The organism is Fictibacillus enclensis, from assembly GCF_030123385.1.
Lineage (GTDB): Bacteria > Bacillota > Bacilli > Bacillales > Fictibacillaceae > Fictibacillus_C > Fictibacillus_C enclensis.
The window spans coordinates 131,827-144,331 of record NZ_CP126109.1; the positions used below are offsets into that span (position 1 = coordinate 131,827).

Sequence of the window (12,505 nt, forward strand, 5' to 3'; positions counted from 1 at the left end):
AAAAAATTATTTCCTATGTATAGGAAGGAGAGAAATTCATGGCACGAGAATTCTCCTTAAAAAATACGCGTAACATCGGGATCATGGCTCACATCGATGCCGGTAAAACGACAACAACTGAACGTGTACTTTACTATACAGGTCGAATCCACAAAATTGGTGAAACTCACGAAGGTGCTTCCCAAATGGACTGGATGGAGCAGGAACAAGAGCGCGGAATCACAATCACTTCCGCTGCTACAACTGCTCAGTGGAAAGGTCACCGTATCAACATCATTGATACTCCTGGACACGTAGACTTTACAGTAGAAGTAGAACGCTCATTGCGTGTATTAGACGGAGCTGTAGCTGTACTAGATGCACAGTCTGGGGTTGAACCACAAACTGAAACTGTATGGCGTCAAGCAACAACTTACGGGGTTCCCCGTGTAGTTTTCGTAAACAAAATGGACAAGATTGGTGCTGATTTCCTTTACTCTGTAAAGACACTTCATGACCGTCTTGGTGCAAACGCACACCCAATTCAGCTTCCAATCGGCGCTGAAGACCAATTCGAAGCCATTATCGACCTTATCGAGATGAAAGCTGTATTCTACGGTAACGACCTTGGAACTGATATCACAGTAGGTGAAATTCCTTCTGAATATCAAGAACAAGCAGAAGAGTACCGTGGAAAGCTTATCGAAGCTGTAGCTGAGCTTGATGAAGAATTGATGATGAAATACTTAGAAGGCGAAGAGCTGACTAACGACGAAATCAAAGGCGCAATTCGTCAGGGTACTGTAAATGTTGAATTTTACCCTGTAATTTGTGGGTCTGCTTTCAAAAACAAAGGTGTTCAGCTTATGCTGGATGCAGTTCTTGACTACTTGCCGGCTCCTGTTGATGTAGAGGCGATCAAAGGACATCTTCCTGATTCTGAAGAAGAAGTTTCTCGTCAATCAAGCGACGAAGCTCCATTCTCAGCATTGGCATTTAAAGTTATGACTGACCCTTACGTTGGTAAACTTACTTTCTTCCGTGTATATTCCGGTACATTGAACTCAGGTTCATATGTACAGAATTCTACAAAAGGTAAGCGTGAGCGCGTAGGACGTATCCTTCAAATGCACGCAAACCACCGTGAAGAGATCTCTACGGTATATGCCGGAGATATCGCGGCAGCTGTAGGTTTGAAAGATACTACAACTGGTGATACTCTTTGTGATGAGAAGGATCAGGTTATCCTTGAATCCATGGTATTCCCTGAGCCGGTAATCCACTTGTCCATCGAGCCTAAATCCAAGGCTGACCAGGACAAAATGGGTATGGCTCTTGCGAAACTTGCTGAAGAGGATCCAACGTTCCGAACTGAAACTGATGAAGAAACAGGACAAACGATCATCGGCGGTATGGGTGAACTTCACCTTGATATCCTTGTTGACCGTATGAAACGTGAATTTAAAGTTGAAGCAAACGTTGGTGCTCCGCAGGTTGCTTACCGTGAAACCATCCGCCAAGCGGCTAAGGTTGAAGGTAAGTTCGTACGTCAGTCCGGTGGTCGTGGTCAATATGGTCACGTTTGGATCGAGTTCGAACCAGGTGAAGAAGGATCTGGATTCGTGTTTGAAAACAAAATCGTCGGTGGTGTTGTTCCTCGTGAATACATCCCAGCGGTACAAGCCGGTATTGAAGAATCAATGAAAAATGGTATGCTTGCAGGATTCCCATTGCTTGATCTTAAAGCAAGAATCGTTGACGGTTCTTACCATGACGTTGACTCCAACGAAATGGCGTTTAAGATTGCCGGTTCAATGGCACTTAAGAACGCAAAATCAAAATGTGACCCTGCTATCCTTGAGCCAATCATGAAAGTTGAAGTGGTTGTTCCTGAAGAATACATGGGAGACATTATGGGTGACGTAACTTCCCGACGCGGACGCGTTGAAGGTATGGAAGCTCGCGGTAATGCTCAAGTGGTTAAAGCGATGGTACCACTTGCTGAAATGTTTGGTTATGCAACATCTCTTCGTTCTCGTACACAAGGACGTGGAACTTATTCCATGCACTTTGACCACTACGAAGAAGTGCCAAAATCCATTTCAGAAGAAATCATCAAAAAATCAACTGGACAATAATGGTTGCCAGTTGTAACCGGGTTGCTTTTCATGTAAGCTAGAATAGGCAGACAATCTGTCTGTTTATATATAAATTAATCAACTAATTTTCACACATAATAAGGAGGAATCTTTCTCATGGCTAAAGAGAAATTTGATCGTTCCAAAACGCATGCCAATATCGGCACAATTGGTCACGTTGACCACGGTAAAACAACTTTAACAGCTGCTATCACATCTGTACTTGCTAAAAGAAGCGGTAAAGGTGCTGCAATGGCTTACGACCAAATCGACGGTGCTCCAGAAGAGCGCGAACGTGGAATCACAATCTCAACTGCGCACGTTGAGTACGAAACTGACAAGCGTCACTATGCACACGTTGACTGCCCAGGACACGCTGACTATGTTAAAAACATGATCACTGGTGCTGCACAAATGGACGGAGGGATCCTAGTAGTATCTGCTGCTGACGGCCCAATGCCACAAACTCGTGAGCACATCCTTCTTTCTCGTCAAGTAGGTGTTCCTTACCTAGTTGTATTCTTGAACAAATGTGACATGGTAGATGACGAAGAACTTCTTGAACTAGTTGAGATGGAAGTTCGTGACCTTCTTTCCGAGTACGATTTCCCAGGAGACGATGTTCCTGTAATCAAAGGTTCTGCTCTTAAAGCTCTTGAAGGAGATGCTGAGTGGGAAGAAAAAATCATCGAACTTATGGACGCAGTTGACGAGTACATCCCAACTCCTCCACGTGACACTGACAAGCCATTCATGATGCCTGTTGAGGACGTATTCTCAATCACTGGCCGTGGTACAGTTGCTACTGGACGTGTTGAGCGTGGACAAGTTAAAGTCGGTGACGTTGTTGAGATTCTTGGTCTTACTGAAGAGCCAAAATCAACTACTGTAACTGGTGTTGAAATGTTCCGTAAACTTCTTGACTATGCTGAAGCTGGTGACAACATCGGTGCACTTCTTCGTGGGGTATCCCGTGAGGATGTTGAGCGTGGACAAGTTCTTGCTAAGCCAGGAACTGTTAAAGCTCACACTAAGTTCAAATCTGAAGTTTACGTTCTTTCAAAAGAAGAAGGTGGACGTCACACTCCATTCTTCTCTAACTACCGTCCTCAGTTCTACTTCCGTACAACTGACGTAACTGGTATCATCCAACTTCCAGAAGGAACTGAAATGGTTATGCCTGGAGACAACATCGAAATGACTGTTGAACTAATCGCTCCAATCGCGATCGAAGAAGGAACTAAGTTCTCTATTCGTGAAGGTGGACGTACAGTAGGTGCTGGAGTAGTAGCAACTATCACTGAATAGTCTTTTCATATAAAAAGCACCCCGATTGCCGGGGTGCTTTTTTTGTTTTTATAATATAGAAGAAACACGACATGACCATTTTTCCAATTTGTATTTTCCCTTGATTTTGCGCGGTTTTGCCCCTATAATAGTAAAAGTGTGCGACCGAGAAAAATATTTATAAGAATAGCTTGCAATGGGCAGCTGTTTTTACTATAATAAGTAATGTTGGTCATTCATTTGCGATGATCCGGAAGGTTGCTGACACACCCGGCCCCATTGCCATGGCGGATGTCTGTCAGGTAAATTTCCGTGGGAGTAATGTCTGTTTATCAAAATGGGCGAATAAAGGAGGGAAAATAATGGCAAAGCAAAAGATTCGTATTCGATTAAAAGCGTATGATCACAGAATTCTTGATCAGTCTGCTGAGAAAATTGTTGAGACAGCAAAACGTTCTGGTGCAAAAGTATCCGGACCGATTCCGCTTCCAACTGAGAAAGCTGTATACACAATCCTTCGTGCGGTGCACAAATATAAGGATTCTCGTGAGCAGTTCGAAATGCGTACACATAAGCGCTTGATCGATATCATCGAGCCAACGCCGCAAACTGTTGATTCATTAATGCGTTTGGATCTTCCATCTGGCGTGGACATTGAAATCAAACTTTAATTCGTGTGAATTCACAATATAAAAACAACATTTAATAGGAGGTGTGACTAATGGCCAAAGGAATCTTAGGTAAAAAAGTTGGAATGACTCAAGTGTTTGCAGAAAACGGTGATCTTATCCCAGTTACTGTGGTAGAAGTTACTCCAAACGTTGTTCTTCAAAAGAAAAGTGCTGAAAACGACGGATATGAAGCAATCCAATTAGGATTTGATGACAAGAAAGAAAGCCGTGTGAACAAGCCTGCAAAAGGGCATGCTGCTAAAGCTAACACAAACCCTAAGCGCTTCGTTAAAGAATTCCGCAACGTGGAAGGCGCGGAATATGAGGTTGGTCAGGAAGTCAAGGTTGATATTTTCGCAGAAGGTGACATCGTGGATGTAACCGGCACATCAAAAGGTAAAGGATTCCAAGGTGTAATCAAGCGCCACGGACAATCCCGCGGACCGATGAGCCATGGTTCCCGTTACCACCGTCGTCCTGGTTCTATGGGTGCAGTTGACCCTAACCGTGTATTCAAAGGTAAAAACCTACCTGGACGTACTGGCGGAGATTCAATTACTGTTCAAAACCTAGAAGTAGTAAAAGTTGACGCTGAGCGCAACTTGCTTCTAATCAAAGGTAACGTACCTGGTGCGAAGAAAAGCTACGTTACAATCAATGCTGCTGTAAAAGCAAAAGAAGCTAAATAAGAAGGGAGGATACATCGATGCCTAAAGTAGCTATTTACAAACAAGATGGTTCTCAAGCAGGCGACCTAGAGCTTAATGCTTCCGTTTTCGGTATTGAACCAAACCAAAATGTGTTATTTGATGCTGTTGTAATGCAGCAAGCGTCTCAACGCCAAGGTAACCATGACGTGAAAAACCGTTCTGAAGTTGCTGGTGGTGGACGCAAACCATGGAGACAAAAAGGAACTGGACGTGCTCGTCAAGGTTCAATCCGCTCTCCACAATGGGTTGGTGGTGGAACGGTATTCGGACCAACACCAAGAAGCTATTCTTACAAATTACCTAAGAAAGTACGCCGTTTAGCAATTAAATCCGCACTTTCTTCCAAGGTTATCGATAATAACCTAGTCGTACTTGATGCTCTTTCTTTTGACGCTCCTAAGACAAAAGACATGAAACAAGTACTAACAAATCTATCCGCAGATCGCAAAGCACTTGTTGTGACAGGTGACTTCAACGAATTTGTTGCGTTATCTGCTCGTAACATCCCTGGTGTAACAGTCGTTACAGCAAGCGGTGTAAACGTGCTTGATGTGCTTAACCACGACAAGCTTGTTATGACAAGAGACGCTGTGGAAAAAGTAGAGGAGGTGCTTGCATAATGGATGCACGAGATATTATTAAGCGCCCCGTAATTACAGAGCGTTCTACTGAAATTATGGCTGATGGTAAATACACTTTTGAAGTTGACACTCGCGCAACAAAGACTCAAATCAAGTCTTCTCTTGAAGAAATCTTTGGGATTAAAGTTGCATCAGTAAACACTGTAAACTCCAAAGGGAAATTCAAGCGTGTAGGTCGTCATTCTGGTTACACTGCAAAGCGTAAGAAGGCGATTATTACACTAACTCCAGAAAGCAAAGAACTAGACTTCTTTGAGGGAGTATAAACCGAGAAACAGGTAAAGGAGGGAAACACACATGGGTATCAAAAAGTTTAAACCGATCACTAACGGTCGTCGTAATATGACTCAATTGGACTTCGCTGAGATTACAACTGACCAACCGGAAAAATCATTGCTTGCTCCACTAAGCAAAAAGGCTGGACGTAACAACCAAGGTAAACTTACTGTTCGTCACCAAGGCGGTGGGCACAAGCGTAAATACAGAATCATCGACTTTAAGCGTAACAAAGATGGAATACCAGGACGCGTTGCTACGATCGAATATGATCCAAACCGTACGGCTAACATCGCGCTAATCAACTATGTTGATGGTGAAAAACGTTACATTCTTGCTCCTAAAGGACTTAAAGTTGGTCAAGAAATCACGTCCGGCCCTGAGGCTGACATTAAAGTAGGGAATGCACTTCCACTTGCGAACATTCCTGTAGGTTCTACAATCCACAATATCGAGCTTAAACCTGGTAAAGGCGGTCAGCTGGTTCGTTCTGCTGGTGCTGAAGCTCAGCTTCTTGGTAAAGAAGAAAAGTACGCTCTTGTTCGTCTAGGTTCTGGCGAAGTTCGTATGATCCTTCTAACTTGCCGTGCAACAATCGGTCAAGTAGGTAACCTTGAACATGAACTTGTTAACGTAGGTAAAGCCGGTCGTTCTCGCTGGATGGGTATCCGTCCGACAGTTCGTGGTTCTGTAATGAACCCTAACGATCACCCACACGGTGGTGGTGAAGGACGCGCTCCAATCGGACGTAAATCACCAATGTCACCATGGGGCAAACCGACTCTTGGTTACAAGACTCGTAAGAAAAACAATCCAACAGACAAGTACATCGTACGTCGTCGTAAAAAATAACGTGTTTGTTCTACGGTTCAATCGAACCGTAGCGCAATCGCGAAGGGAGGTTCACGTATGGGTCGCAGTTTGAAAAAAGGACCTTTTGTTGATGACCACTTAATGAAAAAAGTTGAAGGCTTGAACGAATCTAATGACAAAAAAGTTATTAAAACTTGGTCTCGCCGTTCAACAATTTTCCCGGAATTCATCGGACACACATTAGCAGTATATGATGGCCGTAAGCATGTACCGGTTTATGTTACAGAAGACATGGTCGGACACAAGTTGGGTGAATTTGCACCAACACGTACTTATAAAGGTCATGCCGCTGATGATAAGAAAACAAGACGTTAATTGAGGGGAGGTACACAAAATGCAAGCAAAAGCTGTTGCTAAACAAGTGCGTATTGCTCCTCGTAAAGCTAGAATTGTTATCGATTTGATTCGAGGTAAGCAAGTAGGCGAAGCACTTGCGATTCTACGCCTTACACCAAAAGCTGCTTCTCCAGTGATTGAAAAGGTGTTAAAATCTGCTATCGCAAACGCGGAACACAACTATGAAATGGAACCAAACAACCTTGTGGTATCATCTGCATTCGTAGATGAAGGCATTACGTTAAAACGTTTCCGTCCTCGTGCAATGGGACGTGCAAGCCGTATTAACAAGCGTACTAGCCACATCACTATCGTTGTTTCTGAAAAGAAGGAGGGATAAGACGTGGGTCAAAAAGTAAATCCGATAGGACTACGTATTGGCGTTATTCGTGACTGGGAGTCAAAATGGTACGCTGATAAAGACTATGCTGATCTATTACACGAAGATCTTAAAATTCGTAAATATATCGAAAAACGACTAAAAGACGCGGCTGTATCCGGTGTTGAAATCGAGCGTGCAGCAAACCGCGTAAACATCACAATCAAAACTGCTAAGCCTGGTATGGTTATCGGTAAGGGTGGTACTGAAGTTGAAGCACTTCGTAAAGCACTCAACGAACTAACTGGCAAGCGAGTACACGTAAACATTTTTGAAATCAAGCAAGCGGATGTTGATGCTAAGCTTGTTGCCGAAAATATTGCTCGTCAATTGGAAAACCGTGTGTCTTTCCGCCGTGCAATGAAGCAATCAATCCAACGTTCTATGCGTGCTGGAGCAAAAGGTATCAAGACTGAAGTTTCCGGACGTCTTGGTGGAGCTGATATCGCTCGTTCAGAATCTTACAGTGAAGGAACTGTTCCTCTTCATACCCTTCGTGCAGACATCGACTATGGAACTGCAGAAGCTGACACAACTTACGGTAAAATCGGTGTGAAAATCTGGATCTACCGTGGGGAAGTCCTTCCAACAAGAGGAACGAAAAAAGAGGAAGGAGGCAAATAATATGTTATTGCCAAAACGTGTTAAATACCGCCGTGAACACCGCGGAAAAATGCGCGGACGTGCAAAAGGCGGAGCTGAAGTAGCATTCGGCGAATATGGTTTGCAAGCTATTGAAGCATCTTGGATTACTAACCGTCAGATCGAAGCAGCTCGTATCGCGATGACTCGTTACATGAAGCGTGGCGGTAAAGTATGGATCAAAATTTTCCCGTCAAAGCCTTACACAGCTAAGCCTCTAGAAGTTCGAATGGGTTCCGGTAAAGGGGCACCTGAAGGATGGGTTGCTGTAGTAAAACCAGGAAAAATTATGTTTGAAATCGCTGGTGTATCTGAAGAAGTAGCTCGTGAAGCACTTCGTCTTGCTGCACACAAGCTTCCAATCAAATGTAAATTTGTAAAACGCGAAGAAGTGGGTGGTGACACTAATGAAGGCTAATGATATCCGTAACATGACCACTGCTGAAGTCGAACAAAACGCTAAGTCTCTAAAAGAAGAGCTTTTCAATCTTCGTTTTCAACTCGCTACAGGTCAATTAGAAAACCCTGCCCGCATTCGTGAAGTTCGTAAAGCAATTGCCCGTGCAAAAACTGTTTTACGTGAAAGAGAGCTAGGGATTACTAACGCTTAATATTGAGAGGAGGTTCGCACAATGAGTGAACGAAATCAACGTAAAGTTTATCTTGGCCGTGTAGTTTCTGACAAGATGGACAAAACAATCACTGTGCTTGTAGAGACTTACAAAAAACACCCTTTATATAACAAGCGTGTTAAGTACTCTAAAAAGTTCAAAGCTCATGATGAAAACAACACTGCAAAAGTGAATGATTTGGTAAGAATCATGGAAACTCGTCCGCTTTCTAAAGACAAGCGTTTCCGTTTGGTAGAAGTGGTTGAAGAAGCAGTAGTTATTTAATATATGTTCGGATCGAAAATGTATCCGAAAGGAGGTCAATTCGCATGATTCAACAAGAGACTCGTTTAAAAGTAGCTGACAACTCTGGTGCTCGTGAGTTACTATGCATTAAAGTTCTTGGCGGCTCTGGACGCAAATACGCTAACGTTGGTGACATCATCGTCTGTTCTGTAAAATCCGCAACACCAGGCGGCGTTGTTAAGAAAGGTGACGTTGTTAAAGCGGTAGTTGTTCGCACAAAACGCGGAATGCACCGTAACGACGGATCCACTATCCGTTTTGACGAGAACGCAGCAGTAATCGTTCGTGATGATAAAGGTCCTCGTGGTACTCGTATCTTTGGACCGGTTGCTCGTGAACTTCGTGACAAGCAGTTCATGAAGATCGTTTCACTTGCTCCAGAAGTGCTTTAATATCAATAGAATGCAAGGCTCAAATCTGCAGGCTTGTAAGGAGGTGCAACACGCTCATGCCAATGCATGTTAAAAAAGGCGATAAAGTACAAGTGATTTCCGGTAAGGATAAAGGCAAACAAGGAGTAATTCTTGAAGCTTATCCGAAACAAAATCGTGTCCTTGTAGAAGGCGTTAATATCGTTAAGAAACACTCGAAACCGTCTCAGGCTAATCCACAAGGTGGAATCGTAAGCCTAGAAGCTCCGGTTCATGTTTCTAACGTAATGCCTCTAGATCCAAAGACAAACGTTCCTACCCGTGTAGGATACAAAGAAGTCGATGGTAAAAAAGTTCGTGTAGCTAAATCAGGTGAAGTTTTAGATAAATAATCGCAGTGAAAGGAGGGCATCTTGATGAACCGTCTACAAGAGCGTTATAAAAGTGAGATTGTTCCTTCTCTAGTAGAGAAGTTTAACTACACTTCTGTAATGGAAGTTCCAAAGATCGAAAAAATCGTAATCAACATGGGTGTTGGTGACGCAGTTTCCAACTCTAAAGTGCTGGATACAGCTGTTGAAGAACTAACTACAATCGCTGGTCAAAAGCCAGTTATTACTCGTGCTAAGAAATCTATCGCAGGCTTCAAGCTTCGTGAAGGGATGCCAATCGGTACAAAAGTTACTCTTCGCGGAGAGCGCATGTATGATTTCTTAGACAAACTAATCGCAGTTGCACTTCCACGTGTACGTGACTTCCGTGGTATTTCAAAGAAAGCTTTTGATGGCCGTGGTAACTACACTCTTGGTGTTAAAGAACAATTGATCTTCCCAGAGATCGATTACGATAAAGTAAATAAAGTTCGCGGTATGGACATCGTTATCGTAACGACTGCCAACACGGACGAAGAGGCTCGTGAGCTATTGACTCAAGTAGGAATGCCTTTCCAAAAATAATCTTTAAGCCAAAGGAGGTAAACCCGTGGCAAAGAAATCTATGATTGCTAAGCAACAACGCCAGCAAAAGTTCAAAGTGCAGGAATACACTCGCTGTGAACGATGCGGGCGTCCTCATTCAGTCATCCGCAAGTTTAAACTCTGCCGTATTTGCTTTAGAGAACTTGCTTATAAAGGTCAAATTCCTGGTGTTAAAAAAGCCAGCTGGTAATACCCTGAACAAAGGGAAGGAGGTAAATATCAATGGTCATGACAGATCCAATTGCAGATATGCTTACTCGTATTCGCAACGCTAACACCGTTCGTCACGATAAATTAGAGGTTCCTGGTTCTACAATTAAAAAAGAGATCGCAGAAATCCTCAAGCGTGAAGGTTTTGTACGCGATGTAGAATACATTGAAGATAATAAACAAGGGATGATTCGCATCTTCCTTAAATACGGTTCTAACAATGAGCGTGTAATTACTGGTCTTAAGAGAATCAGTAAGCCTGGACTTCGTGTATACGCAAAATCAACTGAACTTCCACGAGTACTTGGAGGATTGGGGATTGCGCTTGTATCCACTTCAAAAGGCATTCTAACTGACAAAGAAGCTCGCCAGCAACAAGTCGGCGGCGAAGTATTAGCATACGTTTGGTAAAATTTTAGCAGCGAATGGAGGTGTCATTATGTCTCGCATAGGTAATAAACCTGTTGAGATCCCAAGCGGCGTAACAGTTGATGTGAAGGATAACTTCGTAACTGTTAAAGGTCCAAAGGGAGAACTAACTCGACAATTCAGCAAAGATATTAAAATTAACGTGGCTGAAAGCACAATCACTTTTGAGCGCCCGAGCGATCACAAAGAGCACCGTGCTTTACACGGAACAACTAGAAGCGTACTTAACAACATGGTTATCGGTGTTACTAACGGCTACGAAAGAGCACTCGAAATCATTGGTGTAGGTTACCGTGCATCTAAATCTGGAAACAAACTGATCCTTAACGTTGGATACTCTCACCCAGTAGAAATCGTTCCTGAAAACGGAATCGACATCGATGTTCCTTCTAACACAAGAGTGGTAGTTAAAGGTATCGACAAGCAGCGTGTTGGTGAAGTTGCAGCAAACATCCGTTCAATCCGTTCTCCAGAGCCTTACAAAGGTAAAGGAATTCGTTATGAAGGTGAGTTTGTACGACGCAAAGAAGGTAAGACTGGTAAATAAGACCGGTTAAGAAGTTAGCGGAAAGGAGTGCATAGGATGATCACTAAAGCGGATAAAAATGTCGCTCGTAAAAAAAGACATGCTCGTGTTCGCCGCTCTGTAATCGGAACAGCAGAACGTCCTCGTTTGAACGTATTCCGTTCTAGCAAGCACATTTATGCTCAACTGATCGATGATGTGAACGGAGTAACAATCGCATCTGCCTCTTCTATGGATAAAGAAGCAGGTATCGAAAACGGCGGTAACGTTGAAGCAGCGAAAGCAATCGGCGAAGCTATTGCTAAGCGTGGTTCAGAAAAAGGCGTTAAAGTAGTGGTATTCGACCGTGGCGGTTATTTATATCATGGACGTGTAAAAGCATTAGCTGATGCAGCCCGTGAGGCTGGGTTAGAATTTTAATAGAAGGAGGGAAACTGATGCGTATCGACCCTAATAAACTTGAACTTGAAGAACGTGTCGTAACGGTCAACCGTGTAGCGAAGGTTGTAAAAGGTGGACGTCGTTTCCGCTTTGCTGCAGTTGTTGTCGTTGGTGACAAGAATGGTCATGTCGGATTTGGTACTGGTAAAGCTCAAGAGGTACCAGACGCGATCCGCAAAGCAATTGAAGACGCAAAGAAAAATCTTATTACAGTACCAGTTGTTCGTACAACAATCCCTCACCAAATTACAGGACAATTTGGCGCAGGAAAAGTATTGCTTAAGCCTGCTTCCGAGGGTACTGGAGTTATCGCAGGTGGACCTGTCCGTGCGGTACTAGAACTTGCTGGAGTAGCTGATATTCTTTCTAAATCACTTGGATCTAACAACCCAATCAACATGGTGCGTGCTACGATCGAAGGATTAAGAAATCTTAAACGTGCTGAGGACGTTGCGAAACTTCGCGGCAAATCAGTCGAAGAGCTTTTAGGTTAAGGAGGGAACAGTAGATGGCTAAGAAATTAGAAATCACCCTCACACGCAGTGTTATCGGACGTCCTGAGAATCAGCGTGTAACTGTTAAGACTTTAGGTCTTAGAAAAATGCATCAAACGGTTGTACACGAAGACAACCAAGCTATCCGTGGTATGGTTAACAAGGTATCTCACCTTGTAACTGTAAACGAAATCGACGCGTAAAACGT

General features: G+C 43.4%; 22 protein-coding genes. All 22 read left to right on the top strand.

Features of this window, described 5'->3' with window-relative positions; genetic code table 11:
- Positions 1–38: 38 nt before the first annotated feature.
- The 22 genes from fusA to rpmD all read left to right on the top strand — a co-directional run bounded on the left by fusA (position 39) and on the right by rpmD (position 12,500).
- Positions 39–2,117 (top strand): elongation factor G, encoded by a 2,079-nt coding sequence (gene fusA, locus QNH15_RS00690; protein WP_283891876.1) that lies wholly within the window; start codon positions 39–41, stop codon positions 2,115–2,117.
- A gap of 117 nt (positions 2,118–2,234) precedes the next feature.
- The gene (gene tuf, locus QNH15_RS00695) at positions 2,235–3,425 is read left to right on the top strand and encodes an elongation factor Tu (protein WP_090239659.1); all 1,191 of its coding nucleotides are present in this window, start codon (positions 2,235–2,237) and stop codon (positions 3,423–3,425) included.
- A 341-nt stretch (positions 3,426–3,766) separates the two neighbouring features.
- Complete coding sequence (rpsJ, locus tag QNH15_RS00700) at positions 3,767–4,075, top strand: 30S ribosomal protein S10 (RefSeq protein ID WP_007203552.1); 309 nt, start codon at positions 3,767–3,769, stop codon at positions 4,073–4,075.
- A gap of 50 nt (positions 4,076–4,125) precedes the next feature.
- Positions 4,126–4,764: a 50S ribosomal protein L3 gene (gene rplC, locus QNH15_RS00705; protein WP_283891877.1), complete on the top strand. Its 639-nt coding sequence runs from the start codon at positions 4,126–4,128 to the stop codon at positions 4,762–4,764.
- A 17-nt stretch (positions 4,765–4,781) separates the two neighbouring features.
- The gene (gene rplD / locus QNH15_RS00710; protein WP_090239654.1) at positions 4,782–5,405 is read left to right on the top strand and encodes a 50S ribosomal protein L4; all 624 of its coding nucleotides are present in this window, start codon (positions 4,782–4,784) and stop codon (positions 5,403–5,405) included.
- Positions 5,405–5,692 (top strand): 50S ribosomal protein L23, encoded by a 288-nt coding sequence (rplW, locus tag QNH15_RS00715; protein WP_061975674.1) that lies wholly within the window; start codon positions 5,405–5,407, stop codon positions 5,690–5,692. The genes rplD and rplW overlap by 1 nt, the downstream gene beginning before the upstream one ends.
- A 31-nt stretch (positions 5,693–5,723) precedes the next feature.
- The gene (rplB, locus tag QNH15_RS00720; RefSeq protein WP_283891878.1) at positions 5,724–6,554 is read left to right on the top strand and encodes a 50S ribosomal protein L2; all 831 of its coding nucleotides are present in this window, start codon (positions 5,724–5,726) and stop codon (positions 6,552–6,554) included.
- A gap of 57 nt (positions 6,555–6,611) precedes the next feature.
- On the top strand, positions 6,612–6,890 hold the full coding sequence (rpsS, locus tag QNH15_RS00725) for a 30S ribosomal protein S19 (RefSeq protein WP_061975678.1): 279 nt from the start codon (positions 6,612–6,614) through the stop codon (positions 6,888–6,890).
- A gap of 19 nt (positions 6,891–6,909) precedes the next feature.
- Positions 6,910–7,251, top strand: a complete 342-nt coding sequence (rplV, locus tag QNH15_RS00730) for a 50S ribosomal protein L22 (RefSeq protein ID WP_007203546.1) — start codon at positions 6,910–6,912, stop codon at positions 7,249–7,251.
- Positions 7,252–7,254: 3 nt separating this feature from the next.
- Positions 7,255–7,914: a 30S ribosomal protein S3 gene (gene rpsC, locus QNH15_RS00735; protein WP_283891879.1), complete on the top strand. Its 660-nt coding sequence runs from the start codon at positions 7,255–7,257 to the stop codon at positions 7,912–7,914.
- A gap of 1 nt (position 7,915) precedes the next feature.
- Complete coding sequence (gene rplP, locus QNH15_RS00740; RefSeq protein WP_283891880.1) at positions 7,916–8,350, top strand: 50S ribosomal protein L16; 435 nt, start codon at positions 7,916–7,918, stop codon at positions 8,348–8,350.
- Complete coding sequence (rpmC, locus tag QNH15_RS00745) at positions 8,340–8,543, top strand: 50S ribosomal protein L29 (RefSeq protein WP_061975685.1); 204 nt, start codon at positions 8,340–8,342, stop codon at positions 8,541–8,543. The genes rplP and rpmC overlap by 11 nt, the downstream gene beginning before the upstream one ends.
- Positions 8,544–8,564: 21 nt before the next feature.
- Positions 8,565–8,828: a 30S ribosomal protein S17 gene (gene rpsQ / locus QNH15_RS00750; protein WP_061975687.1), complete on the top strand. Its 264-nt coding sequence runs from the start codon at positions 8,565–8,567 to the stop codon at positions 8,826–8,828.
- 44 nt (positions 8,829–8,872) lie between these two features.
- Positions 8,873–9,241, top strand: a complete 369-nt coding sequence (gene rplN / locus QNH15_RS00755) for a 50S ribosomal protein L14 (protein ID WP_061975689.1) — start codon at positions 8,873–8,875, stop codon at positions 9,239–9,241.
- 62 nt (positions 9,242–9,303) lie between these two features.
- Positions 9,304–9,612 carry a 50S ribosomal protein L24 gene (gene rplX / locus QNH15_RS00760; RefSeq protein WP_061975769.1) on the top strand — a complete coding sequence of 103 codons (309 nt, stop codon included), beginning with the start codon at positions 9,304–9,306 and terminating at the stop codon, positions 9,610–9,612.
- Between the two features lie 24 nt (positions 9,613–9,636).
- The gene (gene rplE, locus QNH15_RS00765; RefSeq protein ID WP_061975691.1) at positions 9,637–10,176 is read left to right on the top strand and encodes a 50S ribosomal protein L5; all 540 of its coding nucleotides are present in this window, start codon (positions 9,637–9,639) and stop codon (positions 10,174–10,176) included.
- Positions 10,177–10,201: 25 nt separating this feature from the next.
- Entirely contained in the window at positions 10,202–10,387 is a 186-nt protein-coding gene (rpsN, locus tag QNH15_RS00770) for a 30S ribosomal protein S14 (protein ID WP_007203538.1), read from the top strand.
- A 32-nt stretch (positions 10,388–10,419) separates the two neighbouring features.
- The gene (gene rpsH / locus QNH15_RS00775) at positions 10,420–10,818 is read left to right on the top strand and encodes a 30S ribosomal protein S8 (RefSeq protein WP_061975693.1); all 399 of its coding nucleotides are present in this window, start codon (positions 10,420–10,422) and stop codon (positions 10,816–10,818) included.
- 28 nt (positions 10,819–10,846) lie between these two features.
- Complete coding sequence (gene rplF, locus QNH15_RS00780; RefSeq protein ID WP_061975696.1) at positions 10,847–11,383, top strand: 50S ribosomal protein L6; 537 nt, start codon at positions 10,847–10,849, stop codon at positions 11,381–11,383.
- Between the two features lie 36 nt (positions 11,384–11,419).
- A complete protein-coding gene (rplR, locus tag QNH15_RS00785; RefSeq protein WP_283891882.1) occupies positions 11,420–11,782 on the top strand; it encodes a 50S ribosomal protein L18 in 363 nt (120 codons plus the stop codon).
- A gap of 14 nt (positions 11,783–11,796) precedes the next feature.
- Positions 11,797–12,297: a 30S ribosomal protein S5 gene (rpsE, locus tag QNH15_RS00790; RefSeq protein WP_074440648.1), complete on the top strand. Its 501-nt coding sequence runs from the start codon at positions 11,797–11,799 to the stop codon at positions 12,295–12,297.
- Positions 12,298–12,311: 14 nt separating this feature from the next.
- A complete protein-coding gene (gene rpmD, locus QNH15_RS00795) occupies positions 12,312–12,500 on the top strand; it encodes a 50S ribosomal protein L30 (protein ID WP_061975703.1) in 189 nt (62 codons plus the stop codon).
- Positions 12,501–12,505 lie beyond the last annotated feature (5 nt).

Bases quoted from the DNA above. Each gene is read 5' to 3' on its own strand.
- fusA (WP_283891876.1), top strand. From the start codon at position 39: ATGGCACGAGAATTCTCCTTAAAAAATACGCGTAACATCGGGATCATG.
- rplW (WP_061975674.1), top strand. From the start codon at position 5,405: ATGGATGCACGAGATATTATTAAGCGCCCCGTAATTACAGAGCGTTCT.
- rplX (WP_061975769.1), top strand. From the start codon at position 9,304: ATGCATGTTAAAAAAGGCGATAAAGTACAAGTGATTTCCGGTAAGGAT.
- rplE (WP_061975691.1), top strand. From the start codon at position 9,637: ATGAACCGTCTACAAGAGCGTTATAAAAGTGAGATTGTTCCTTCTCTA.
- rpsJ (WP_007203552.1), top strand. From the start codon at position 3,767: ATGGCAAAGCAAAAGATTCGTATTCGATTAAAAGCGTATGATCACAGA.
- rplC (WP_283891877.1), top strand. From the start codon at position 4,126: ATGGCCAAAGGAATCTTAGGTAAAAAAGTTGGAATGACTCAAGTGTTT.
- rplR (WP_283891882.1), top strand. From the start codon at position 11,420: ATGATCACTAAAGCGGATAAAAATGTCGCTCGTAAAAAAAGACATGCT.
- rplV (WP_007203546.1), top strand. From the start codon at position 6,910: ATGCAAGCAAAAGCTGTTGCTAAACAAGTGCGTATTGCTCCTCGTAAA.
- rplP (WP_283891880.1), top strand. From the start codon at position 7,916: ATGTTATTGCCAAAACGTGTTAAATACCGCCGTGAACACCGCGGAAAA.
- rpmC (WP_061975685.1), top strand. From the start codon at position 8,340: ATGAAGGCTAATGATATCCGTAACATGACCACTGCTGAAGTCGAACAA.
- rpmD (WP_061975703.1), top strand. From the start codon at position 12,312: ATGGCTAAGAAATTAGAAATCACCCTCACACGCAGTGTTATCGGACGT.
- rplF (WP_061975696.1), top strand. From the start codon at position 10,847: ATGTCTCGCATAGGTAATAAACCTGTTGAGATCCCAAGCGGCGTAACA.
- rpsH (WP_061975693.1), top strand. From the start codon at position 10,420: ATGGTCATGACAGATCCAATTGCAGATATGCTTACTCGTATTCGCAAC.
- rpsQ (WP_061975687.1), top strand. From the start codon at position 8,565: ATGAGTGAACGAAATCAACGTAAAGTTTATCTTGGCCGTGTAGTTTCT.
- rplN (WP_061975689.1), top strand. From the start codon at position 8,873: ATGATTCAACAAGAGACTCGTTTAAAAGTAGCTGACAACTCTGGTGCT.
- rpsS (WP_061975678.1), top strand. From the start codon at position 6,612: ATGGGTCGCAGTTTGAAAAAAGGACCTTTTGTTGATGACCACTTAATG.
- rplD (WP_090239654.1), top strand. From the start codon at position 4,782: ATGCCTAAAGTAGCTATTTACAAACAAGATGGTTCTCAAGCAGGCGAC.
- tuf (WP_090239659.1), top strand. From the start codon at position 2,235: ATGGCTAAAGAGAAATTTGATCGTTCCAAAACGCATGCCAATATCGGC.
- rplB (WP_283891878.1), top strand. From the start codon at position 5,724: ATGGGTATCAAAAAGTTTAAACCGATCACTAACGGTCGTCGTAATATG.